This is a genomic window from Polynucleobacter duraquae (assembly GCF_000973625.1).
Taxonomy (GTDB): Bacteria; Pseudomonadota; Gammaproteobacteria; order Burkholderiales; family Burkholderiaceae; genus Polynucleobacter; species Polynucleobacter duraquae.
The window spans coordinates 837,181-860,287 of record NZ_CP007501.1 but is presented as its reverse complement, the minus strand read 5'-3'; the positions used below and the strand labels follow the sequence as shown (position 1 = coordinate 860,287).

Annotated in this window: 28 protein-coding genes; 8 read left to right on the top strand and 20 right to left on the bottom strand. The window is 40.9% G+C overall.

Annotated elements, in window-relative coordinates:
- Window positions 1-516: 516 nt before the first annotated feature.
- Window positions 517-753, bottom strand: a complete 237-nt coding sequence (locus tag CL55_RS04515; protein ID WP_046330048.1) for a hypothetical protein — start codon at window positions 751-753, stop codon at window positions 517-519.
- 302 nt (window positions 754-1,055) lie between these two features.
- Between CL55_RS04515 and CL55_RS04510 the strand changes: the two genes are divergently transcribed.
- Both CL55_RS04510 and CL55_RS04505 read left to right on the top strand, forming a co-directional pair.
- Window positions 1,056-1,235, top strand: a complete 180-nt coding sequence (locus tag CL55_RS04510; protein WP_046330047.1) for a hypothetical protein — start codon at window positions 1,056-1,058, stop codon at window positions 1,233-1,235.
- 6 nt (window positions 1,236-1,241) lie between these two features.
- A complete protein-coding gene (locus tag CL55_RS04505) occupies window positions 1,242-1,850 on the top strand; it encodes a GNAT family N-acetyltransferase (RefSeq protein ID WP_082091893.1) in 609 nt (202 codons plus the stop codon).
- A gap of 10 nt (window positions 1,851-1,860) precedes the next feature.
- Here CL55_RS04505 and sixA read toward each other — a convergent pair whose 3' ends face one another.
- The 4 genes from sixA to CL55_RS04485 all read right to left on the bottom strand — a co-directional run bounded on the left by sixA (window position 1,861) and on the right by CL55_RS04485 (window position 4,883).
- Window positions 1,861-2,346 carry a phosphohistidine phosphatase SixA gene (gene sixA, locus CL55_RS04500; RefSeq protein WP_170216993.1) on the bottom strand — a complete coding sequence of 162 codons (486 nt, stop codon included), beginning with the start codon at window positions 2,344-2,346 and terminating at the stop codon, window positions 1,861-1,863.
- Between the two features lie 100 nt (window positions 2,347-2,446).
- On the bottom strand, window positions 2,447-3,070 hold the full coding sequence (locus CL55_RS04495) for an SRPBCC family protein (protein ID WP_052728760.1): 624 nt from the start codon (window positions 3,068-3,070) through the stop codon (window positions 2,447-2,449).
- A gap of 168 nt (window positions 3,071-3,238) precedes the next feature.
- Complete coding sequence (locus tag CL55_RS10895) at window positions 3,239-3,526, bottom strand: MFS transporter (protein ID WP_156156268.1); 288 nt, start codon at window positions 3,524-3,526, stop codon at window positions 3,239-3,241.
- Window positions 3,527-3,617: 91 nt separating this feature from the next.
- A complete protein-coding gene (locus CL55_RS04485; protein ID WP_066024295.1) occupies window positions 3,618-4,883 on the bottom strand; it encodes a glycosyltransferase family 4 protein in 1,266 nt (421 codons plus the stop codon).
- 105 nt (window positions 4,884-4,988) lie between these two features.
- On the opposite strand from CL55_RS04485, the gene CL55_RS04480 reads away from it, so the two are divergent.
- Window positions 4,989-5,636 (top strand): hypothetical protein, encoded by a 648-nt coding sequence (locus CL55_RS04480; RefSeq protein WP_237150537.1) that lies wholly within the window; start codon window positions 4,989-4,991, stop codon window positions 5,634-5,636.
- A 24-nt stretch (window positions 5,637-5,660) separates the two neighbouring features.
- On the opposite strand, the gene CL55_RS04475 is transcribed toward CL55_RS04480, so the two are convergent.
- Window positions 5,661-7,313: an aminotransferase class III-fold pyridoxal phosphate-dependent enzyme gene (locus CL55_RS04475; protein WP_046330044.1), complete on the bottom strand. Its 1,653-nt coding sequence runs from the start codon at window positions 7,311-7,313 to the stop codon at window positions 5,661-5,663.
- Between the two features lie 53 nt (window positions 7,314-7,366).
- Between CL55_RS04475 and asd the strand changes: the two genes are divergently transcribed.
- Window positions 7,367-8,251: an archaetidylserine decarboxylase gene (gene asd, locus CL55_RS04470; protein ID WP_046330043.1), complete on the top strand. Its 885-nt coding sequence runs from the start codon at window positions 7,367-7,369 to the stop codon at window positions 8,249-8,251.
- A gap of 23 nt (window positions 8,252-8,274) precedes the next feature.
- Here asd and CL55_RS04465 read toward each other — a convergent pair whose 3' ends face one another.
- From CL55_RS04465 to CL55_RS04450, 4 genes are all read right to left on the bottom strand, one after another.
- Entirely contained in the window at window positions 8,275-9,033 is a 759-nt protein-coding gene (locus CL55_RS04465) for an SRPBCC family protein (RefSeq protein WP_052728758.1), read from the bottom strand.
- Window positions 9,033-9,767 (bottom strand): class II glutamine amidotransferase, encoded by a 735-nt coding sequence (locus CL55_RS04460; RefSeq protein ID WP_170216991.1) that lies wholly within the window; start codon window positions 9,765-9,767, stop codon window positions 9,033-9,035. The genes CL55_RS04465 and CL55_RS04460 overlap by 1 nt, the downstream gene beginning before the upstream one ends.
- A 116-nt stretch (window positions 9,768-9,883) precedes the next feature.
- Window positions 9,884-10,099, bottom strand: coding sequence for a hypothetical protein (locus tag CL55_RS04455; RefSeq protein ID WP_046330041.1), 216 nt, complete (start codon window positions 10,097-10,099; stop codon window positions 9,884-9,886).
- Window positions 10,100-10,548: 449 nt separating this feature from the next.
- Window positions 10,549-10,971: a PAS domain-containing protein gene (locus CL55_RS04450; protein ID WP_205621297.1), complete on the bottom strand. Its 423-nt coding sequence runs from the start codon at window positions 10,969-10,971 to the stop codon at window positions 10,549-10,551.
- A gap of 133 nt (window positions 10,972-11,104) precedes the next feature.
- Between CL55_RS04450 and CL55_RS04445 the strand changes: the two genes are divergently transcribed.
- The 3 genes from CL55_RS04445 to CL55_RS04435 all read left to right on the top strand — a co-directional run bounded on the left by CL55_RS04445 (window position 11,105) and on the right by CL55_RS04435 (window position 13,178).
- On the top strand, window positions 11,105-11,506 hold the full coding sequence (locus tag CL55_RS04445) for a hypothetical protein (protein WP_046330039.1): 402 nt from the start codon (window positions 11,105-11,107) through the stop codon (window positions 11,504-11,506).
- Between the two features lie 20 nt (window positions 11,507-11,526).
- Complete coding sequence (locus tag CL55_RS04440; RefSeq protein WP_046330038.1) at window positions 11,527-12,174, top strand: ceramidase domain-containing protein; 648 nt, start codon at window positions 11,527-11,529, stop codon at window positions 12,172-12,174.
- Between the two features lie 92 nt (window positions 12,175-12,266).
- Entirely contained in the window at window positions 12,267-13,178 is a 912-nt protein-coding gene (locus CL55_RS04435) for an alpha/beta hydrolase (RefSeq protein WP_052728756.1), read from the top strand.
- Between the two features lie 165 nt (window positions 13,179-13,343).
- Here CL55_RS04435 and CL55_RS04430 read toward each other — a convergent pair whose 3' ends face one another.
- Genes CL55_RS04430 through CL55_RS04420 form a run of 3 tightly spaced genes read right to left on the bottom strand, consistent with a single transcriptional unit; the run spans window position 13,344 to window position 16,305 of the window.
- The gene (locus tag CL55_RS04430; RefSeq protein WP_046330037.1) at window positions 13,344-14,651 is read right to left on the bottom strand and encodes an aspartate aminotransferase family protein; all 1,308 of its coding nucleotides are present in this window, start codon (window positions 14,649-14,651) and stop codon (window positions 13,344-13,346) included.
- Between the two features lie 14 nt (window positions 14,652-14,665).
- Complete coding sequence (locus CL55_RS04425) at window positions 14,666-15,580, bottom strand: NAD(P)-dependent oxidoreductase (protein WP_205621296.1); 915 nt, start codon at window positions 15,578-15,580, stop codon at window positions 14,666-14,668.
- 14 nt (window positions 15,581-15,594) lie between these two features.
- On the bottom strand, window positions 15,595-16,305 hold the full coding sequence (locus tag CL55_RS04420; RefSeq protein WP_046330035.1) for a class I SAM-dependent methyltransferase: 711 nt from the start codon (window positions 16,303-16,305) through the stop codon (window positions 15,595-15,597).
- Between the two features lie 299 nt (window positions 16,306-16,604).
- On the opposite strand from CL55_RS04420, the gene CL55_RS04415 reads away from it, so the two are divergent.
- Complete coding sequence (locus tag CL55_RS04415) at window positions 16,605-16,973, top strand: DUF2784 domain-containing protein (protein WP_046330034.1); 369 nt, start codon at window positions 16,605-16,607, stop codon at window positions 16,971-16,973.
- An 81-nt stretch (window positions 16,974-17,054) separates the two neighbouring features.
- Here the strand turns inward: CL55_RS04415 and CL55_RS04410 are convergent, their stop codons facing one another.
- The 7 genes from CL55_RS04410 to CL55_RS04375 all read right to left on the bottom strand — a co-directional run bounded on the left by CL55_RS04410 (window position 17,055) and on the right by CL55_RS04375 (window position 23,037).
- Window positions 17,055-17,267 (bottom strand): hypothetical protein, encoded by a 213-nt coding sequence (locus CL55_RS04410; RefSeq protein WP_156156267.1) that lies wholly within the window; start codon window positions 17,265-17,267, stop codon window positions 17,055-17,057.
- Between the two features lie 85 nt (window positions 17,268-17,352).
- On the bottom strand, window positions 17,353-17,961 hold the full coding sequence (locus CL55_RS04405) for an alternative oxidase (protein WP_046330032.1): 609 nt from the start codon (window positions 17,959-17,961) through the stop codon (window positions 17,353-17,355).
- A gap of 219 nt (window positions 17,962-18,180) precedes the next feature.
- The gene (locus CL55_RS04395) at window positions 18,181-19,023 is read right to left on the bottom strand and encodes a class I SAM-dependent methyltransferase (RefSeq protein ID WP_052728755.1); all 843 of its coding nucleotides are present in this window, start codon (window positions 19,021-19,023) and stop codon (window positions 18,181-18,183) included.
- A gap of 691 nt (window positions 19,024-19,714) precedes the next feature.
- Entirely contained in the window at window positions 19,715-20,425 is a 711-nt protein-coding gene (locus CL55_RS04390) for an ABC transporter ATP-binding protein (protein WP_046330030.1), read from the bottom strand.
- Window positions 20,422-21,177: an ABC transporter ATP-binding protein gene (locus CL55_RS04385; RefSeq protein WP_237150536.1), complete on the bottom strand. Its 756-nt coding sequence runs from the start codon at window positions 21,175-21,177 to the stop codon at window positions 20,422-20,424. The genes CL55_RS04390 and CL55_RS04385 overlap by 4 nt, the downstream gene beginning before the upstream one ends.
- On the bottom strand, window positions 21,177-22,160 hold the full coding sequence (locus CL55_RS04380) for a branched-chain amino acid ABC transporter permease (protein ID WP_046330029.1): 984 nt from the start codon (window positions 22,158-22,160) through the stop codon (window positions 21,177-21,179). The genes CL55_RS04385 and CL55_RS04380 overlap by 1 nt, the downstream gene beginning before the upstream one ends.
- Entirely contained in the window at window positions 22,153-23,037 is an 885-nt protein-coding gene (locus CL55_RS04375; RefSeq protein ID WP_046330028.1) for a branched-chain amino acid ABC transporter permease, read from the bottom strand. Before CL55_RS04375 ends, CL55_RS04380 begins: the two co-directional genes overlap by 8 nt.
- Window positions 23,038-23,107: the final 70 nt, after the last annotated feature.

Here is a 23,107-nt window from a genome sequence, read left to right as displayed (position 1 = left end):
TTTAGTTAACTGTCGTTTTTAACCATCATCCAAAAGATTTTGTAAGTAATTTTTACCGTCATGATAGACATGTAATTTTTAGATGATCACACTTCTGCTGGCAAGGTAACAGAAGATAAAAGTAGTTACATCACAAAATGTAATGCCTTTCATCTTCGGTCTATAGGTCAAAAAACCTCAATAGATCCTGGAGCGAGCCATGAGAATCCACTATTATTTTAGTGGGTATGATGATTCATTTGATGAGTACACAGATTCAATTAAGCACGATCTGTTAAAGGAACGGCTCGCATGGCAACACCGAATCCGCAAACAACTTCATTTAGAGTACGAAATTGTTGATGATGATTTTGAGTCAAATCTCGACTAGCAAACGATTTTGTTTAATAGACCAGCTCGCCTTTGCCCAAACATTACTCATCGCCAATACTTGAAAAAAATGAGCCGTAATACAGGCGAAGTTAATTGGTGCAAATATAACCCTAAAGCCATAGGCGCTAACGTTAACATTTAGTCTTATTGCGCAAACTCCAGATCGAGATGCTGACAAAATTCTGCATCAGCCAGTTCTGCACATTCCATCGCATTCATCTGGTCTTCAAAAGACAGTTGAGCAAAACGTTCTGCAGCCACAAAATTATTTTCTCTGTAATTATCTAATGCCAGCAACTGATTCCACGCCGCCTTTTGGTAATACTCAGCAGACATTCTCCTAAGGTTGATAATTTTGTCACTGAGATTTTGATTCACCATTTTCATCTCCTTCAATTTTTATTGATCTTGAGTAAGATGCTCCACTTTTCTTATGACATCTTTGTGAATGCTTGAAACCCTTTGTCATAATTGAAGCTGATTTATCAAGCTCAAATATGACAATTTCACCTCTTAAAATTTAGCTCTAAATATTTCAGTTAACGATAGATTTGTCACATTTATTGATTGAGAATGCAATCTACTTATGGGAGATGAAGAGCAATTCTGCTCCTTTCCGGTCTCCTCAGCTTGCTCTAACAGCCCATAGGTAACCACTTCTGATTCATTTAAGGAAAGTGCTAATGACTACCTTTACTACTGAAGATCGCGAGCTTGCTGAAAAAGAACCCATACCTTTTTATGGCTATTACCACTTATCTGATCCATCATCAAAGGATTCAAACCCCCTTTTACATCCGGCACTAAAAAAGATTCAGTTGGAATACAGGGTTGATGACAGCAGTGAGGATTTGGAAGATTAGACTTTAATGCTCTTTATGTTTTTTACCAAGCCAAGTACTTCAACAAGCGCGGCCATATTGAGTAGAGTCAGGCTGACTACTGAGTTTCTATTACGAAATCAGTGTTCGAAATATGGATCCTGGTTAAAAGCCCAAGATTCACAAACTCTGCATAACTACTTTGGTCACTCAATGAGCAAGGAATCAATTGATACCCTAGTAAAGCAGTTTGCAAGTGATCCTAAAAATAACCATTTTTTAGTGGCAAAGATCGACGGCAAGTGGGCTGGGACCATTCATATTGCTTCGCGTGGGACTGAAGTAGAGTTTGGTGTCATTGTGAGCCCAAAATACCGCCAGCAAGGTATTGCCGATACTATGATGGACGAAGCTATAACGTGGGCTCGCAATCGCCATTACCACCATCTCTTCATGCATTGCATCAGCTGGAATCGCCCCATCAAGCGTTTGTGTGAAAAACATGGCTTAGTGCCACGCAATATGATGGGTGATGCAGAGGCGAATTTGATACTTCAGCCACCAACACCAGTAACCTTCTTTAAGGAACAGATGAGTGTTGGCAAGCGAAATTGCTTAGCATTAATCCAACTGCAAAGATTTAATTGGGCCCAATAATCAACGGTGTTTAATTTAGCAGCTTCATTTTGACTAATGGCGCTTTATCTAGATCCCTCCAATCTTTAAATTCAAAGGAAAGCTCTATCAATGCACAGGTCTGCATTGAAACTGATTCGCCGGCAATTAGCGTAACGAAATCCTCCAATGCCGGGTTATGACCCACAAGCATGACACTTTTAATTTTCTTATGCAGTTTGCTCGCTATTGTTAACAATGTAGTGCAATCTGCTTGATATAACTTTTTATCAACCTCTAAAAATCTTTGCTTGTGTTTAAGTTGATTCGATATTATTTGAGCAGTTGTGATAGCTCGAATTGCAGGACTTGTGAGAATAAGATCAAATCTAATTTCTTTTTTAATTAGTTTTGTAGCCAATTTTTTAGCATCATCAATACCTCTAGTAGTTAGAGTGCGATCCTCATCTAGAGACTGAAGAGTTGCACTTTCAGCTTTAGCATGTCGCAAAAGGTACAAAGATCTTGTATGCATCATGACCCTCATCAGCAATTCAAACTACTTTACCACTTAAATGTAATCCTGATTGCCCCTTACAGAGAATAATGTGGAAGAATTTGAGATGTGATTTTTAATATCACAATGAAGCAAATTTCCCACAACTCCCACTCAAGGTATTTTTTTGTAGCAGCACACGCTCAGCCATAATTTCAAAGCGCCTAGTAGCACTATTTTCTATAAAGAATCTAATTAAAAAGAATGGAATAGATGTATCGAGTTCAAATGTTGCATGATGTGTAAAACGCGTACCATTTTTATCAGGTTCAATTGTCCAGCTACCTTTATAGGACTTAGCATCACCTTCTATCTGGATAAATTCTTGGCGTTTATCCGAAACTTCTGAAAACTCCAAAACTGAGCGCAGCAAAATTGGGTAAAACAAAACCCGCTCTTCTGCAATCCTTTCAACCTGAATTTTATTTCCAGTCCTAAAAAGTACTTTGGAATCTCTAATGCCAGGAATATTTTTAGCGCCTTCATAGTCGGTTAAAAATGCATAAGCTTGACACTCATTAACCGGTGCCACATAAGTAGCTTGCACTTGAAAACCAGGGCCAGATCTTCCTACGAATACCTTTAAATCAAAAGGCGGCCCATCATTGGCCCCAAAGCAAGCTAGGGGTATTAACAAAAGCTGCAAACATAAAATCCTTGCTAAGCAAATGCCCATAACACCCTCATGTTTAGAATTAGCTCTCATTCTTCTTTTAATTTATGACCGTTTGATGGCAATTTCGGTAAGACTGAATGAATCCGTTTGAAAAACTTCAGGAATGAATTTGACTAGTGATTGATTCAGGGCATCACTAATCAGAAATCCACCCAATAAAGTGCCGAAAATAATGTAGGGAATAATTAAACCCTCCATCTAGCCGTTAGCAGCCACCAATTTATCCGAAGGAAGTTGCTCAACTAAGATTCCATATTTTGCGGGGGCGTAGAGTGCCGCACCAATTCCAACGATTCCATAACCCAATAATGGATGCAAACCAAAAACGATCAATATGCAACTACCAGTTTTTAGAACATTAGAGATCAGCATGACTTGACCCTTAGGCCTTGAGTCTGCGAATGCACCAACGAAAAGCGCAAAAAACACATAGGGAATTACAAAGAAAATTTTCAGTGCCGGAGAAAACCAACTAGGCTCACTCATTTGAACCAATAAGGCAATGGATGCAATTAGTAAAGCGTATCTGCTAGAGAAGATAAAAATTGTGAAGACGCAACGACGTAGAAAACACGATTCATTGTTTAATGCAAGCCTCGCTTAAAGCTAGGGCATTCATCTTTTTTTCTTTTGGAGGATAGCTGTGTAAGAGCTCGTAATAATTTTGATTTAATTTAGCTGTGACAGATTCCCAGGAGAGATTCAAGGTAGTTTGTCGAGCATTTTTTCTTAAAACATCTAACTCAGGACCTTTCTTTAATAATTCAAGACTTTGATTGATGAAGCTATCGGGATGATTGCAGTTAGCTAACATTCCATTTACCCCGTTCTGAATGACTTGACCAGCAGCCGCATAGTCATATGCCAATACCGCTAAACCACTAGCCATTGCCTCCAAAGTAACATTTCCGAAGGTTTCACTTAAGCTTGAAAAAAGAAATATATCGCCACTAGCATAGTATTGAGCCAGACTTTCACCGGACTGAATGCCTGCAAAAATACTGTTGGGGCATATTAGCTCTAAAAAACTTTTTTGTGGCCCATCACCAACCCACACTATCTTAAGATTTGGCTTAATGGCCAGCATCGCCTTAAAGGCATTCACAGTCACCAGTAAGTTTTTTTCTGACGCGAGTCTGCCAACATAGACAACGACTTCTTCACCATCTTTAACGCCCCAGCTTTCTCTTAATTCACTTGAACGCTTGGAGGGATTAAATAAGTCAGTATCAATCCCCCTAGCCAATACTCTAAGCCTCTCAAAACCAGCATTTTGTAGCTGACTTTTAAGTCCTTGGGTCGGGACCATGGTGAAGTTTGTTCTGTTGTGAAAATACCTCATGTATTTCTGTATGGGGCTTTTTAACCAATTCAATCCATAATGAGAGGAATAAGCATCAAAATTTGTTCGGAAATCTGAGCAAATAGGAATACCTAGTTTCTGAGCAGCCTCTAGTGCTGACCAGCCAAGAGGGCCTTCTGTCACGATATGTACTAAATCGGGGCGATTGACTGACCACTGCTGGAGGAACATCCCTCGCCTTGGCAGGCCAACCTTTAAGGAGCTATAGCCTGGGATAGGAATTCCCTGAGTCAATATTTCCTGAAAATGAGCCTGAGATACGGGGCTATCACCCCTTCCTTGACGCGGCCTTACGAGCGTGATGGAGTGACCTAGGTCCCTTAAGCCTCGAATGAAGCGGGCTAGCGTGCTTGCGACTCCGTTTACCTCTGGGGGGTAGGTTTCTGTGACGATGGAGATATTTAAAGACTCAACTAAAGGAGGATTAATTTCTAAATGGTTATCTACGAAAGTCATCGGCTGAGTATTCGTTAATTTCATAACAGTTTTATGACAGCTTTGGACTTGACTGTCTTGTTACTGTCATATTTAAGCTGTAAATATTACGCAGGCGTCACTATTTTGTCATGATGTACATACTAAGCATTGGAAACTAAATTGATTCATTTTCTAGAAACCTTAAAAAAGCAACGATGGGATGATCATCGCTACTATCACCATAGCCGAATCAACCAGTCATTACACTTAGTTAGTGCCATTAGCTTTTTGACGGCTTATGTTTTACTTTTTATAGACCCTATTGCAGCATCTTTACTTGCATGGCTTGTTGCTATGACAACACGACAAAGTGGTCACTTCTTCTTTGAGCCGAAAGGTTACGATGAAGTAAATAAAGCCACACACGAATATAAAGAGCAAATCAAGGTAGGCTACAACCTCAACAGAAAGGTAGTTCTTCTTTCGATATGGGCTGCAATCCCACTACTAGTCTGGGCTAACCCAATATGGCTGCAAAAATTTGTTGCCCTCAATACCTTTACAAATACTGACGGATTCATAAGGCAAACAGGATTGCTATGGCTTTGGCTTGGCGTCGGCGGGGTCTTGTTCCGCACATTCCACTTGTTCTTTATTCACAATGTGGAAGCTGCCTTTGCCTGGATGACAAAAATCATGACAGATCCGTTTCATGATGCAAAGATTTATGCCACTTCCCCACTATATTTACTCAAAGGTCAATTAATTGATCCAATGGATCATGGCAGTTACGAGGAAGAGCCGCTTCCCCAGTAATAAAGCCTTAGCCAGAGAAATGATTTAGGATTTTCGGCCAAAAATCATTTCTCTGAGAATTTGTCGCTTGATGATCTTGTTTGTCAAGCCACCTTCATTCCACCACCAACCATCCTGCTTCATGGCTTGTGCAGCGCGAATGAATTTTTCTTGAACGACAGCCATGTCTGAATCACTGTAATTCAAACTAAAAATAAATCTTCCAGTACCAATCCAACTGAGTGCCAAACCCTGCTCCTTAAGGTAATACTGGAACATCCAGTTGTAACGGGATGGCTCCGTATAGCAAATAGTCCAAATACTAGACATATTCACTACCTTGACAGGCAGGTTAAGCGTTAAAAGGCTCTCGTTAAGATCGTTTGCGCGACGATCCCAAACGATATCCAAGTCGGAATAAATCTTTTTAACCGGATCAGTATCTAGACTCTCCAAGAAAACTTGCATAGCACCCATCACATAAGGATGAGAATTAAAGGTGCCTCTGGCAAAACAGATATCAGCTGGCTTATCTGCTTTAAATCGCATCATCAGCTCTTTTTTGCCACAAACGACTCCGATTGGTAAACCACCGCCTAGAGTCTTGCCATAGGTCACCATGTCAGCTTTAACACCAAAATACTCTTGCGCGCCACCTAGTGCCAAACGAAAGCCCACAAAAACCTCATCAAAAATTAAGACAATTCCCTTATCACTGCATACCTGCCTCAGTTCTTTAAGCCATTTTGTATAAGCCTCACGATCAAAAAATGCTTTACGTGAACTATCCAACAGGGATGAGTCGCCTGGAGCACCTTTATTAGGGTGTAAGGCCTGAAGTGGATTTACCAACACACAAGCAATATTCTTTTTATTACGAAGAACGCGCAGCGTATCCTGGTCAACCTCTTTAAGCGTGTAGGTTTCGCGGGGAGGAAGTGGATTGCCTATGCCTGGTTGAACATCCTCCCACCAGCCATGATAGGCTCCACAGAACCTGACAACATGACTCCTTTTAGTGTGATATCTGGCTAAACGAACTGCCTGCATCACCGCTTCTGTACCTGACATATGAAAAGAGATCTCATCATGCCCAGAAACTTCTTTCAAACGCTTGACGTTATCTGCAACGACGGGATGATAAAAGCCTAAGACAGGGCCTAAGTCAGAAACTCGCTTTGCCCCCTCCTCAATCGCTTTTTTATAAAAATCGTACCCAAGAACATTGACGCCATAGGAACCAGTCAAATCATAAAATATATTTCCATCTAAATCTGTCATTGAAACGCCAGAGGACGATTGCATGAAACTACCAGACTTTAGATGCTTACTAACGTGATCGCTAAATTGGAAGGGAACACGATATCTCCCTGTAAATTGAAGATCCGAGATCACTTCAGCTGCCTGATTAGTGAGCTCAACGGATTTTGTAAAACGCTCTTTGAAAGCTTTTGATAGACGCATAAAGCCCGCCTCTCTCAAAAGCGCAATTTCCTCAGGAGCTCCATCAGCCTTAAAAAAGACGTTCTGATTAAATGAGTAATGAGGAATTAAACGAGCCACCCGCTTGGCCATTCTAGAGTGCCCAGCCAATGAAGGATGTTTTGCCATAGAAAGTTGCAGTCTCGTATAAACCTTCTTAATAATCCAAAGACCGAGGCCAGCACCGAATATACTTAACGCAAGTTGGTTTTCCATTAATACTCCCATTAATATTCATTACACTTTTACTTCATTTATTTGACACAAATATGTCAATCAAGAAAACCATACAAAACCTCTTATCCCAGGAAGATTTAAATTTTCTATTAACCAACCGTATTCCTCGAAATAGCCTGACTCGCTTTATTGGCTGGTTTAGTCAAATCGAAAACCCTGTAATCGCTTATGCCTCTATCAAAATTTGGCAATTCTTCTCTGCCTTAGATCTAACGGAAGCAAAAAATACCCACTTCAAAAGCATGCATGCCTGTTTTACGCGTGAACTGAAGCCTGATGCAAGACCAATCCATCAAGATCCCAATACCCTCAATAGCCCCTGTGATGCATTAGTGGGTGCATTTGGCCAAGTCAAGGATGGGGAAGTTTTTCAGGCTAAGGGGTTTCCGTACACCATCAAAGATTTAATACCTATTCCCTCTTTGGCCATGCAATACGAAGGCTGTGACTATGTAACACTCAGGCTCACTTCTAGCATGTATCACCGCTTCCATTCACCAAGCTCAATACGCATGAAAAGAGTGACTTATATTTCTGGGGATACCTGGAATGTCAATCCTATTGCACTAAAAAGAGTGGAGCGACTATTTTGCAAGAATGAAAGAGCGGTTCTTGAGTGTGAACTTACCGATCAGAATGGGTTAGGCACAGGAGCTACTTTGACGATGGTTCCAGTTGCAGCAATTCTAGTTGCTAGCATTCGGCTACACTGTCTTAATCTTCTTTTACATCTCAAATACCAAGGTCCCAATACTATTGAATGCGATGTTCAATTTAACCGAGGCGAAGAAATAGGATGGTTCCAACATGGCTCAACCATTATTGTCTTTGCCCCAAGCAACTACCGGTTACTTGCGAATCTTAAACAAGGAGACGCTATTCGTATGGGTGAGCCCCTATTTAGAAAGCTTACTTGAGATGTTGGCCGATGCCGCTAATATTACCTACAGGCAAGACTAAGGGTGTCGCGATTCTTATCCATTGCTTGAGCGATATTCTCAAAACTCTTTTGCATATTATTTTTCATAAAATACTCAATGACGCCTTTAGGAACAGAAGAGTTGGGCTCTAAAAATGCTTGATAACGCACCTGAACTCCCTTATCACCTGTTTTAAGACGCCAACTACCCGAATAGACCTTGCTATCACCCTTAGTTTGAACAAAGTTCAAGCCTTGATTTAGCTGTTCTGTGTACTCAAGAACAGAATGCATCCTTAAAGGGAAAAGGAGCACCCTCTCCTCAATCAATCTTTCTATGGTGACTTTATTACCTTCTCTTTTTTTAACTTTAGACTCAATCAAACCGGGCGTCATCCTCACATCCTCATAGTCGGTTAGAAAAGTATATGCCTCACACTGACTGACACTTGCAATATAACTTGCTTCAATAGAAAACCCAGCGCCCACTCTATCAATGCTGACTTTTAAGTCGTATGGGGAAGAACTCTGATCTGCTCGAGAATACGGGCTGAGTATTAGCGCCATTAGGGTGAACAAAATCTTAAAAACTGGGCTACCAGAATGAATAGTATGAAACCCTCTTAATAGCATCTCCTTCATAGCATCAATCCAATTAAACGTTCTTACTCCGTGTTGGGTGTTTTGAGAAAATACTGGAAGACTCATGAATATCATGGGTACACGAATCAAAGAAAGAAATTTTGCTTGAAATTGTATGTTTGTTTTTATTAGACGCATTAGAAAAGTGGACTAATTGAAACCGCCTTATTTTTCCACAGAACAACTTTAGATTCCCCTACCGATGTCCAATGATCAGAGTCATCGTCAAATGGCTCAGAGGCAATCGTGTTAATTATCTTCGACTGAGCTTGCTTTTTATGTAAATCAGGTGTGCCATAAAAAAGGGATGGTGACTGCCGATCACTTGAATACCTAAAAGCCCAAATAGATTTACCATCACTGAGAGCTGCTGATAATCTCAGCGGTTCAGTTGCCCCGTTAGCCTCTAAAAGTGCGATGACCTTCTCTAATGCCTTTTTGATACCCCCTATAGGATCTTTCTCCAGTCCATAAGAAAGAGCCAGCAAGAAAAGAGCCTCACTATCTGTGGTGCCTAGTCGGTGATGATAATAATCCTTTGAAATCATGGACTCAATGTCACGACGTAGCAATTGCCAATGTCCAATTTGGCCATTATGCATAAAGCTCCATTTGCCATATGTGTAAGGGTGGCAATTGGCTCGAGAGATGCTAGTACCTGTAGTAGCCCGTACGTGAGCTAAAAATAGACCACTTTTGACATGCTGACTAAGCTGTCTCAAGTTTTCATCATTCCATGCAGGTAAAACATCCTTAAATAGGCCTGGAGTTTTTTTACCCCCATACCAAGCCACCCCAAAACCATCACCATTAGTGGTAAAGCTAGATTTTATAGCTTTGAGGCTTTGGGAGATCAGAGAATTCTTTTGCAAAAAAAGAAGATTTTCTAGATAAATCTTTTCTCCAGCGTAGGCCATCCATCGACACATGTATCAATACCTCTTATAAGACCGTAGCCTGAAACATACCGAGAAAAAGTAAATCATTATTACTCATTGATGATGACAGCAGCCTTAGATTTAATAACTTGCTCAAGCTCATGACTTGTCAGATAGCAAACTGTCGCATTTGATTTGGCAACTTCATATTGCTCATCTTCAACCGCCTTGATTGGGTATCGCCCTGCCTTTAAAGGCGTGAGCCCGATTACGTCATCATCAAGAACTGTTTTAGCTAAAAAACTGTCGATTACTTTTAATTGCATAGTTTTATTCTACAAAACCAATATGACATTCCCCTTAGATAAATAAATTATTAAACACTCAGAGTTTGTGCCATGTAAATTATTGCTAACCCATCAAACCAATCACTTACGATTTAAATGCGGCTGTGCATCAAAATAACTCTGTTTTAAGTCGCTAAAGTGCCATTGCAAATTCATATAAATTTGTTGTTTTATCCTACATGTCTATGAGTTTTAAAAGAACGGCCGGCGCCCTGCCATGGCGCTCGATAAAATGAGTGAGCTTGATCAGAATTTGGTCATCTAATCACCATAAAATTGGGGATTTTGACTAGATCTCATAGGCTAGACGGATCTTTGACCTGCCCAGCACGATTCGAACGTGCGATCTTGGCCTTAGAAGCATTCGTGGCTGCTGAAATATGTAATTATTTCAATGACTCACAGCTTGGAAAAGATAATGTAGTTTTTTAATCTGGCAACCATGTGACAACTTTTTCGCGTTGGATTGCTAACCAGGCTTTTAATTCTCCATTGTCAATAATTGGAATCATGCGCCAGTTCATCATGAAAATCGTGCCATCTTTTTTATAATTCACGGTCTCACCTTCAAAGACCGTGACATCAATGAGGCATTGCCGTAAGCGTTGAATAACCTTTTGGGAGGTACTTGAGCCCTGGAGAATCTTTGGCGATTTCCCGAGAATTTCATCTGAGCTATAGCCGGTCAGTTGGGTGAACGCTGAGTTAGCATAGGTAATTTTGGGGTTATTTGATGCATCGGTGATAAGAATAGAATCGTAGCCCTGCAAAAGTATGGTTTCAAGAATAGATTGGCATAAATCACTACTGAAGGTATTTTTAAGATTGCTCAGCATGTCTAACGGTAACATAGTTTATTTGTAAGTAATGTTGTTTAAAACAACATTTAGATAGTGACACTTCGGTAAGTAGGGTCTTAAATATGTACCCGTTGCTTAAAAGATCATTAGTCTAGCTAAGACACTTAGTCTTAAGGGGCTTACTATGAAAGAAGGCCAAGCATCAAGTAAAAAGCTTCTGACACAACTGGAGTCAGAAAATCAAACTCACAGTGAAAGGGCTAATGCTGCGAATAAATTATGCGAAGGCTGGCTAAAAGAAAATAAGTTATTACTTTTACAAGGCCTTCCACAGCTAACCTTAATAAAATACAAAGAATCTGTTAACTACCAGACAGATGATTCCCTAGTATTTTTAGCTGGAGCAGATGATGCTTGGTTAGTGGGCCATCATGAGCGAACCAAACAAAGAGAGCTTGCCAGTAATGCCTATCACGCAAGGCAACCCGTAACTGCATGGATCAGAATTGGGGAGTTCACTCGCATCGTTGCCATTGGAATACTTCTAGCACTGTTGATTAGCTTTATTTTTATATTAGTCTCTTGATGCCCCATTAAGATACCAGTATGAATACTTGGTTCAATTCTGTAGATATCTATTGTGAGCGATTAGATGCAAGTTTTTTGGCTGAGCCCATTAATGCCATTAGCAATCTATCATTCATCGTGGCAGGATTTTTCCTGTGGCGCCTAAGATCCTCCCGCTCCAAGCTGATGGCTATTTTGATAATCCTTATTGGCCTAGGTAGTTTTAGCTTTCATACTTTTGCTAATCGCCTTACCGGCCTACTGGATGTCTTGGCAATCGCTCTATATTTAGTGGCTTTTGCATTTATGATCCCTAAGCAATGGTCGAGAAACTCGATATTGATTCAGTTAGGGTCTGTTCTCCTGCTCATCCTCAGCATTGTTTTAGCTCAATTATTAATAAGTCACTTGAAGCCCGCTCTACCATGGTTACCCCCAGGCGTGTACCTAGGTGCTTGGTTGGCGTTAATAATATTTACTTTGGTGACCCAATACTCGAATCCGTCAGCGGCTCGTTTCTTATGGATGGCGGTCATTGTTTTTCCAGCCTCCCTACTGAGTCGTCAAATTGATATGCCCTTATGTGACTCTATTGGTGGTTCGCATTGGTTATGGCATTTATTTAATGGGCTAACCTTGTATTTGACTAGTTATGGTCTATGCCTAAAGCGTTCTAGATTTCAGTAGCTCTAGATTTTTCAGGTTAAAAACTAGGCGCATGAATAGGATTATGAATACATGCTTTCTGCTAATGTGTCATTAAATGAAAATTTTGTTCTATGGAAATTAATCCTCCAAATAATCTCATTGAAAATATTAGCTCTTTTTGTTTAAGGTTACTTATAAAGCTAGTTTTCAAGAAATTGATCCGTCCGCCTCAAAGTGTTAAAACCCAACGATTCATATTGGGGATGATCACCCCTTTACTCTTTGGTATCAAAGGGGTAAAAAGAGAATTTTTGGGATTGAAAAATTTCAGCGTCGAAATTCTTAACCCTCCTAACAAAAAAAACGATAAGGTAATTTTATATATCCATGGCGGTGCATTTTGTCTCGGAAGCCCAAAAACACATAGATCGATTACAACTAGACTTGCAATGCTTACAGGCTACTCGATATGGACTCCAGACTATAAGCTTGCGCCTGAATATAAATACCCGGAGGGTCTTTCTAATGTATTAGATTGCTACCTGAAATTATTAGAACTTGGATTTACTGCTAATCAAATCATCATTGGCGGAGACTCAGCTGGAGGTAGCCTTGCACTAGCACTCACGCTCAAACTAAAGAAGCTAGGGCTCTTGCTACCTAATAAGATATTTTTGATATCTCCCGTTACAGATTTTGAGGTTCGGAGCTCGATAACTGAACTTGGTGAAGAGATTGACCCAATGATTTCAATGGCGTTAATGAAACAGGCCTTTGATTGGTACGAATATGACTCAAAAGATATTTTTCACAGTCCACTTTCACAGGATCTCAATGGATTTCCGCCCTTACTGATACAAGTTGGTAGCGAAGAAATACTTCTTGCTGACTCATTAAGACTTGCTGAAGTTGCCGAGAAATTTAAGGTTAATACAACGCTACAGATTTACAAAGAGAGATGGCATGTATTTCACTTACAGGCTACATATTTACAATCTGCAAGGAGCGCCATCAATGAGATAGCTCTTTTTTGCAAGTTTTAGAGGGCTACAGGATTTTTGGCCTTCCCAGCACGATTCAAGAGTGCGACCTACGACTTAGAAGAATTCGTGGCTGTTAAAAAGTCTGTATATTTCAATGGCTTACAGAGTAAAAACGGCACTGTGTAATAAACTGTGCAATAACATCGGTAGATTGACTGTTCATTTTTAAAGAACAGATTTAATTGCTTTTGTAGCCACATCCTCTAACCAAGCAAAGTCTATTTGACTATGTGCTTCGCAAATAAACCAAGGCTCTCTAGAGTCTGGCTCGAGCATCACTCCATACTCAATTAATTTCCAGGCAAAGTTCTTATATAAGTTGTTGTTGACCTTTCGCCACTGACGATAATTATTAGGCACTTCACTCGAAAAATGAATTCCCAACATTGCAGGAGGGCCAGCAAACGCATGTTCAATTCCAGCAGCAGTAAAAACACGACCTAATAAGGCTTGAATCTGCAGCCCCGCCTCATCCACTGTTTTGAGGGCATTGGTATTTGCCAAAATATCTAAGGTTGCATACGCTGCACTTAAACTGACTAGGTTGGCAGTATAGGTTCCACCATGCACAACACCGCCAGCATGGGAACCAACCACAGCCATTACTTCGGATCTTCCACCAAAAGCTGCCACTGGATATCCATTGCCCATGGCCTTGGCATACGTTGTCAAATCCGCATAAATCCCATACAAAGATTGAGCGCCACCCTTAGCTACCCGAAACCCTGTTTTGACTTCATCAATAATAAGGATCGTACCGTTTTCGGTGCATAGATCACGCAACCTTTGTAACCAGCAATTACAGGCCGCAATACTGCCAGCATTACCAATAATTGGCTCCAATAAAACACAGGCTAAAGAATCTTTCCGCATCATAAAAAGTTGCTCAAGAGATTCAAAATTATTGAGTTCAATAAAATCAACCAGCTCGCGCGTATTCTCAGGAATACCAGCCCCAAATGGAATAATTTTGGGCGGGAGAAGATCGCCAGAATTCCAATTCTCGATATCAGATTTCCACATCATTTCATCAACGAGGCCATGAAAACTACCTTCTACAATAGCAATTCGATCCCTGCCGGTAAAACCACGCGCTGTTCTAACTGCGCCCATCACAGCTTCGGTACCAGAATTAGCAAAACGTAACTTATCAATTTGTGGGCACATTGCTTTGATTTGCTTCGCCACCTCTGTATCAAGTGATGTAGAAAAACCCGACAGCGTTCCGCCTTCCTGAATCTGTCGAATGACAGCTTGATCAACCCGGTCATCACGAAAGCCCAAAATAATTGGGCCATATCCCAAACGAAAATCAATATATTTTTTGCCATCACAGTCGGTCAGCTGAGCACCCTTGGCTGAAGATATAAATACAGTTTGCTCATCACCCCAATAGCGATAGTTTTCCGCAACTCCTTGTGGCATGTGCAAGTGAGCTTCTTGCATGAGTTTGACTTGATTTTTTAACGTCATGATCTTGGCGGGGATTATGTGGGCGAATTTTGCAAGTGAGGACGCAAATAAGTGCCAACTCGATCTTCCAATAATTTGACTACATGTAATTCAGCAGCAGATGCGCCATAAGTTTTTTGAGCCTCCTCAAAGAGACTTTGAACAAATTGACCCATAGTCAGGGTAAAGCCCTGAGACTGCGCAATTTGATTGACCAAATCTAAATCTTTACAACATAGCGCTAAAGAAAAACTGGGGTCATAGTGTCCTGCAAAAATAGAGGGGATGTCATGTTGAGCTACCCAGCTATTACCAGCGCTTGATTGAATTGCTTCAGCAACAATATCTAGTGGAATATCAGCCTTCGCACCTAACATTAAGGCCTCACCGATCACTGCAGCGTGTGTAAACCATAGGAGATTGGTGAGCAACTTAATCGTAGCCCCATTACCAGGTTTACCGACATAAAATATTTTTTCACCAAGCACTTCAAAAATAGGCTTACACTGTTCAAAATTTGATTGCTTGCCGGCAACAAAAATGGACAACTTACCAAGTGCTGCAAAGTCAACAGCATTTGTCACTGGCGCTTCTAAAAAGCTCACATTCTTTTGCTCTAGAAGGCTTGATAATTCTTGTGCAAGCTCTACCGAGCTCGTCGAAGTATCAATAATGGTTGATCCTGGCTTCATTGCATTAATGAGCCCACTACTACCAAACATCACCTCTTTGACTTGCAATGGACCTGGCAATGAACAAATTACCACTTGCGATTGCTGACCAAGTTGCGTAATATTTTCTGCAAGATTTGCGCCCAAGGATACTAAATTAATTGCCTTGTGAGGCTCACGATCAAACACACTGACTCTATAACCTGCTTTTAGTAAATTAGCGGCCATGGGATTACCCATATTACCCACACCAATAAAACCAATCAATGGATCATTCATCTTGATGGGCATCTCTAAACACGGTTAAATTCAAGAAAATGTTGATGCTTTTCTGTCCGATCCTCATACTCAAAACCATAACTCGATAGTAATTTCTTAGCATCGCTAAAATTATAGGTACGGTAGTGAATCGTTTGAGCCATGACACGATCATCTTTATCATCGAGATAATAGTGCTTAGTAAATCCTAGATCTAAAGGTTCAATCTTTTGTGAGTAGATCATCCCATTAGAAATGGGCTTTTCATAATCATGGTGTGGTCCTTGAATTCCTAGCAACAATTTTCCACCCGACTGAACAAATTTACTTAAACTTTCCAACCCAAGATGATTTGCTTGCTCATCATAGATATGACTAACTAGAAATGGCTCTTTATCGCCATCAATCACGAAATACCAAACGCCACCATATGAAAACGCCAAACGATATTGCTGCTCAAGACTTAACTCAGTAATATTTTGCTGACTTAACTGAATGTTTGGGTAAGGCTCTAAACGTTTTTGTGCTATGTCAAGCATCGATTGAGTTAAGTCTATGCCACGGATATTAGCTGCTGGTTCACGTTTAGCAATCTCCTCCAAAATTAAACCCGTGCCGCACCCAATCTCTAAAACATTCTCAAAAGGATGATGATTAAGTAATCCATCAACTATTGCCTTATAGTCGTAATACCCTGATGTCATAATCGTGTCGTAATGTGCCGACATCTTGGTGTAATCACCCATCTGCTTTCCATTTCTAATAGGGATCTTGCAATTAAAGGGGTTAGCAGCTACTAACGGGTGCTTTTTTTGTACTATAAACTAAGATAACTAAGCGATTGGTGTAATCTGATCCAAAATCTTGCCAATTAAGCGCAATAGATAAGCTGACACAATAATTATCAAGAGAATTTGGCTGTTGGAATGTGTATATATTTCAATGGTTTGCACGCTTAAATCGAGACTGTGTAATAAACTGTGCGATGAGGTTAATTGGATAAAACGATATTTGATATTGCCTAATCCATTGTGTATGCTTTTTCATGACCTTATTAGCCGACCTTGTGCTGCTTGCTCACTTTGCTATTGCTACTTTTTTAGTGACTGGTATGTTGCTAATCCCCTTGGGCGCGCACTATCAATGGTCATGGGTAAGGTCGCGGCGTTATCGCCAAATTCACGTTGGACTCATGGTTTTCATAGCCCTAGAGGCTATTTTTCACATTACCTGCCCTTTGACAATCCTCGAGGCCTTTTTAAGAAGTGCCGCAGCCCCAAACTCATTTTGGATGCACCACTTAAGTCAGATTCTTTTCTGGGAATTACCCCTTGAATTTTTTACTGCTCTTTATTTACTCTGCACCCTTTGGCTCGTCTTTTTATGGTGGCGCATCCCACCACGAAAAACCTAAACCTCATTGGATTGATTCCTGACCGCTTCAGAAAATAAAGCACCAAAGAGCTGGTGGTGCATTAAGGCGCTTAATGAATATTTAATACGCCTTTGGCGTCATATTTTCAATGCAAGTTGCTCTATGCATTGACTCAAATTGTTTGATTGCCGCAGAGTCTGTCTTTTTGAGCTTCCCACTATCAATATCAGAATTAATATTGGCTTGAACGCATTTTGCTACCGCATCCTCACCTTTGCAGCCTGCAAGGACTGCGGCAGTGAATACGACACTAAACAGAATTAGTTTTTTCATTAAATATGGCCTAAAAGTTTGATTTAAGCGTGATTGGCCTGCCCAGCACGATTCGAGCGTGCGACCTTCTCCATAATAAATGAAATTACCTGTCATAGTCACTGGCAAATTGATGGTTTGTATCTCGATGATGGGCTTCATCATTTCGGACAGCAATCACAACATCACGCAAGGTTGCAGTGGCATCAAGTTTCCAATAATCGATGGCAATCTTGGGGGCAGGAACGTTGGGTGTGCGCCCCTCATCAATTTCTTTTAAATATTCGGTATAGGAGTAGACAGCCTCTTCCTCAAAATAGCCGACTATGCGATGCGCGGTTCTTGGGAAAAATACATAAATAATGAAAAAGAAATTCCAGAAAATGGCTTGCGTAATCAAGACCAAATAGCGCTCAAACATATTGGGCTTTGCAATCTCGATAAAAGTCATTAAATGCATTCTTTCGTTCTCCGCTTCTGCTAAAAGCGTGCGAATCTTTGGTCCATAGCCCACCTTCATACTACGTAAACTTGTTAAATGAGTCCACATACCAGCAACCATTCCCGGAACTCCTGCGACGGTTTCTAAAACAACAGCTCGGTGCCCATAGCGTTTCTTAAAAAAGGTGTCAGCAAAAAAACGCATGCCTTTAGTAAATGACAGAGCGACTCGATCAGAAAATTGAATGGGGGTGTAATGAATCAGATCTTTCATATCAAATACTTTAAGTGTTTTTTGACTTTTGTGCTCACAAGTCCCTGTTTGACTTACCTGGGGCTTTGGTTTTTGGCCTGCCCAGCACGATTCGAACGTGCGACCTACCCCTTAGAAGCTTTAAAAATGAGGCTAAACAAACCTAAAAACAATGATATCGAGGTGTTGATAAGCGCTGAGGCGAGGCCCCTGAATGATTAGCAGCCATTAAATGAAATATTAAAGGCGCTTACCAACAATCACGTTATCGTTGAAGGCTCTACTTTTATAAATACCTTTAATTGCATTCTTATCTACAGCCATTATTACAAAATGCGAGGCCTTGTTACGATCGAGGTATGTGAAGCTAAGAGTTGCCCCATCTAGCCTAGGATTTAGAAGAGGTTGCGAGTCATCACCAATTTGAAGAGTGCCGCCAATTTTTTGATAATGTTGAGATAGTTTTAAGACCGTCCTTTTTGGCTCCATTCCTGAAATTAACCACTCTCCTTCCACCGGAGCAGGAACGACCCAATAAAAAGCCTTAGCAGGACTATCGATTTCAATATCCGCATCCCAATCACCCATATTAAATGCATGGGATGTCACTCGCGTGCCAGGCTTCATCTTTAATATAGTGGGACGTAAGGCGATATTCAGATCGGGTAATAAATACATGGTAACCACAGTTGCCTTACTAAAATCTTCCTTAAAAATATCCCCATTAATAATCTTCACACGCTCGCCAACCCCTGCACGATTAACATTACGCTGGGCTAATTCTGCCATTGCGGGATTAAACTCGATTCCAACAGCTTGCGCGCCAAAATCTTTCGCGGCTGCAATCGCAATCCTGCCATCACCAGAACCGAGGTCATAGACTAAATCGTTAGAATTCACTTTGGCAGTTTTTAACATGATGGCAAGTAACTCATTCGTAGTAGGTACCCAAATCACGTCTTTACCCTCTTGACCAACTTGAGGCTTATATTGATCATCACCACCCTCCAACACACTTTGGGCGTATGTATTAAGAGCATAAAAAGTGCTGAAAATAGTGAGCCAAACTTTAAAATGCTTCATAAAATTTCCACAAAAGAAAGTAGATAGATGATTTATTTGGTGAAGAGCTAAGACAAGACATAACAGAATCAATTTTCTGGCCCGCCCAAAATATTTTAGACTATTCAGAAAATGAGTATTTCAACAAATATGCCCCAAAGAAGAGCTATCGTGGAGGCAAATTGATGGACAGAGTGATCTAGAGCGTTACAAAACCAAGCTGAGCGATGGAATTAAGAGTGCTGGACGAAGTTGGATATTTTGGCCTGCCCAGCACGATTCGAACGTGCGACCTACGCCTTAGAAGAATTCGTGGTTGCTTGAATATCTATATATTTCAATGACTTACACGCTGAAATTGTGACTGTGTAATAAACTGTGCAATGGGTATCGTATTGCTGAGACCTTGATTTCGCAGCCTGAGATAGTGTTTTGCTAATAGAAACTCAAGCATCAATTTGACGAGATAAAGTGGCAAACTATTCAACTTTAAGAGGTTGTCCTTCAGCCATAATCAGAATTCCTTGAAGTAGAAGATTATCAAAAATCCCCCCTCTTTGGGGAAGGCTCTAAAAAATTAAGTAAGTTCACATCTGAGAAGAATATTTAGCTTTGTAAAAATAATTGGCCCGCAGTGATAGAAAGAATACCAATTAAAAATGCAATGCTAAATCCTAATTTTTTTACATTCATGAACTTCTTCATTTATTTATCAAACACTAACGCGCCTTATTAATTCTTTGCGCTCTTCTATATCTTGGGAATTACCCTCAAGTACCACCTTTCCCCGCTCAACCACATAATGCCTATCGCATAAATGAATTGCTTTATGGATATTTTGTTCAATCAGAAGAATAGAAATTCCCTGAGACTTCAACTCCTCCATTAGCCGAAAAATATCGGCAACTACCATGGGGGCAAGGCCTTCGGTCGGCTCATCAATTAATAATAGTTTTGGATTACCAATCAATACTCGTGCCATTGCCAACATTTGCTGCTCTCCGCCAGATAAAGTGTTGCCGGATTGATCTCGCCTTTCACTTAGCCGCGGAAATCGTTCAAAGACCATTTGTATGCGCTCTTCTGCAGCTTTTCGCTCACTTGCTTGGACCTGCATCAATCCAAGCTTAAGATTGCCCTCGACACTGAGCCCAGGAAATACCCTTCGATCCTCCGGCACCAGCCCCAAGCCCAATCTTGTGATTTCGTTTGGCGGTAAAGCATCAATGGGTTGACCCTGAAATAATATTTTTCCCTGGGAAGGCCGGTACCAACCAGCAATGGTTTTGACAATCGTAGTTTTACCAACCCCATTCCTTCCAAATAAACCTACCGTCTCTCCGGGATGTATAGATAAATTAACTCCCTGTAAAACATGAGACAGCCCAAGATTGACATGGACATCATGCATCTCCAAAATCATGCCAACTCCTCACCAAAATATGCTGTTTGTACAAGCGGATTGGCACGAACCTGCTCAGGATTACCTTCAGCCAATTTCTTTCCCTGTGCCATGACGATGACCTTTTTGGATAAATCCATTACAAGGTCTACGTCATGCTCAATTAACAGGACTGTTATTTTTGATCCAAGATGTTTAATCAGCTCAGCAGTCTCCTGGGTATCACCCCGAGACATCCCTTGAGTAGGCTCATCCAAGAGTAGGAGTTTTGGTCGAGTCGCCAAGGTAACTGCAATTTCTAACCGTCTTTGCTGGCCATGGGATAAAGCCCCTGCAAGTTGTTCACGAGAATCAGTTAATCCAAATTCTTCTAATAATTCATCTGCTCTTGCAATTGCAATAGTACTTTTATTCAAGGGCAAGAATAAATGTGAACGAGACTCTAATGCTTGGCTTGCTATTCTTAAATTATCAATCACAGAGAGGTCAAAAAAGAGGTTAGTAATCTGAAATGATCGGGCCATACCACATGACAAACGACTCTCGGGACTCATTCTTGTAACATTCAGGCCATCTAACTCAACAAGTCCAGAGTCAGCCATAAAAGTACCGCTAATTAAATTAAAGAGGGTACTCTTGCCCGCACCATTTGGACCAATAATAGAGGTGACACCTAAACGTGTCACTTCAAAACTCACATCATCAACTGCCTTAAGGCCACCAAAACGCTTGCTTAAATGATCTGCCTTGAGAATGACTTCCATATTTTCCATCACTCCCCCTCTTTGCTAGTATGATTCTTACCCAGGTATTTAGCGAGTAAGCCGGCGAGTCCCTTTGGTGCAGAGACCACAATAACCACGAAGATAATTCCTATAACAATGTGGTGGTGAACAGTCCAAGTTCCAATAATTGATTTGAATGAAGTCAAAAGAACGCTACCAAGAATTGGTCCTATTAAAGTTCCAACGCCACCCAAAACAACTGTCACTACCGCGTTACCAGAAACACTAAAGAACATTAACTCTGGTGAGACGAAACCTCTCAACATAGGATAAAGAGCCCCAGACACAGCAGCAACCACTGTAGCTAAAATAAAGGCAACTTGCTTTGGTCCTTTTGACTTATAGCCGACGTAGGCCAAACGATCCTCATTGCATCGGATAGCGTGCCATATTGATCCCATGGGGGTTGTAAGAAAATATTTTAGGACGGCGTATAACACCCCAATAGTCAGCAAAGTAATTAGAAAAAATGCGCCTGGATGACTAGTATCTATAGAACCAAACGGGGTCCAAATCTGCAAAATAGGTACACCCATCATCCCATCCGATGCTCCAAGGCTGCGAGTGTTATAGACAACCTTGGCAGCTACTTGCGCAAGTCCAAATGTGATTAATGCAAAGTAGACCCCTTTTGACCGAAGAGCTATGAAGCTAGCAATCCACCCCAATAAAATAGATGACAGGGTCACAATCCCTATTGCCAAGAAAAACGATGGTGAAATTTCTTTCAGGACTAAAGCGGACAAGTAAGCACCAAACCCAAAATAAAACGCCTGTCCAAGAGAAAGTAGTCCGACAATCCCAAGCAATAAATCAACGGACATTGCAAGCCCGCCAAAGATCAATGCTTCCGTAGCCAGCCTCAGAAAGAATGTGTCTTCAAAGATACTTCCGGCTATATAAAGAACGAGGGCCGATGAGAGTAAAAATAGCTCAATAAATCGAATCGCCTTTACTTGAGGATTATGCATTTTTCATCCCCCCATACAGACCGGATGGCTTAAACATCAAGACTAAGACCATTACCGTAAATACCAGAGGATCTGACCAAACTGGAGAAATATATAGAGAAGAAATTGATTGCAATTGTGTCAGTAATATTCCTGCAATCACAGCCCCTTTGATACTTCCAAGACCCCCAACAATGACAACGCTAAAGGCCATCAAAATAAAGTCTCGCCCCATAGTAGGAAATACTGAATAGATTGGAGCTAGGAGCACTCCAGCAAGGCCAGCTAAAGCAACGCCCAATGCAAATGTCAGCGCATAAACCCGCATTACCGGTATACCTAATGAAGAGCTCATATCTTTGTCAAACGCAGAGGCTCTTACAATTGCACCCAATTGGGTTTTGTAAATAAGCGCCCATACAGAGAAGATCAGTAAAGCGCCAAATCCCATTAAAAATAACCGGTAATTTGGAAACATTACCCCTAACAACTCGCTAGCCCCTGAGATTGGGGCGCTAGGTTTAATTGGATTCGCACCCCAAATAATCTTGTATGCATCCTCTAGAACCATTGCTACGCCAAACGTCAGTAGCAAAGTAAGGATATGGCGATCTTTATAGTGGAATACTTTCTGAATCAAAAGCCTTTCCATTGCAAAACCAATGGGCACCAATATCATCGGGACTAATAAAAGACAGAACCAAAAGGAAACTCCCATTGCCATGAGACTCACGCTGATAAATGCCCCAGCAGCATAAAACTCGCCATGTGACATATTAATAACATCTAGCAAACCAAAAATAATAGTTAAGCCTAAAGCCATTAGGACTACGGCAACGCCAATTGAAAGTCCATTGACTATCTGTGGTGCGTAAATAAATTGCAAACTCTCTAGCATTAAAAACCCGATCCCTTGGTAATATTTACAAGCTCAAAAAACTCCGCATCCTCAAAAAACAGATGCGGAG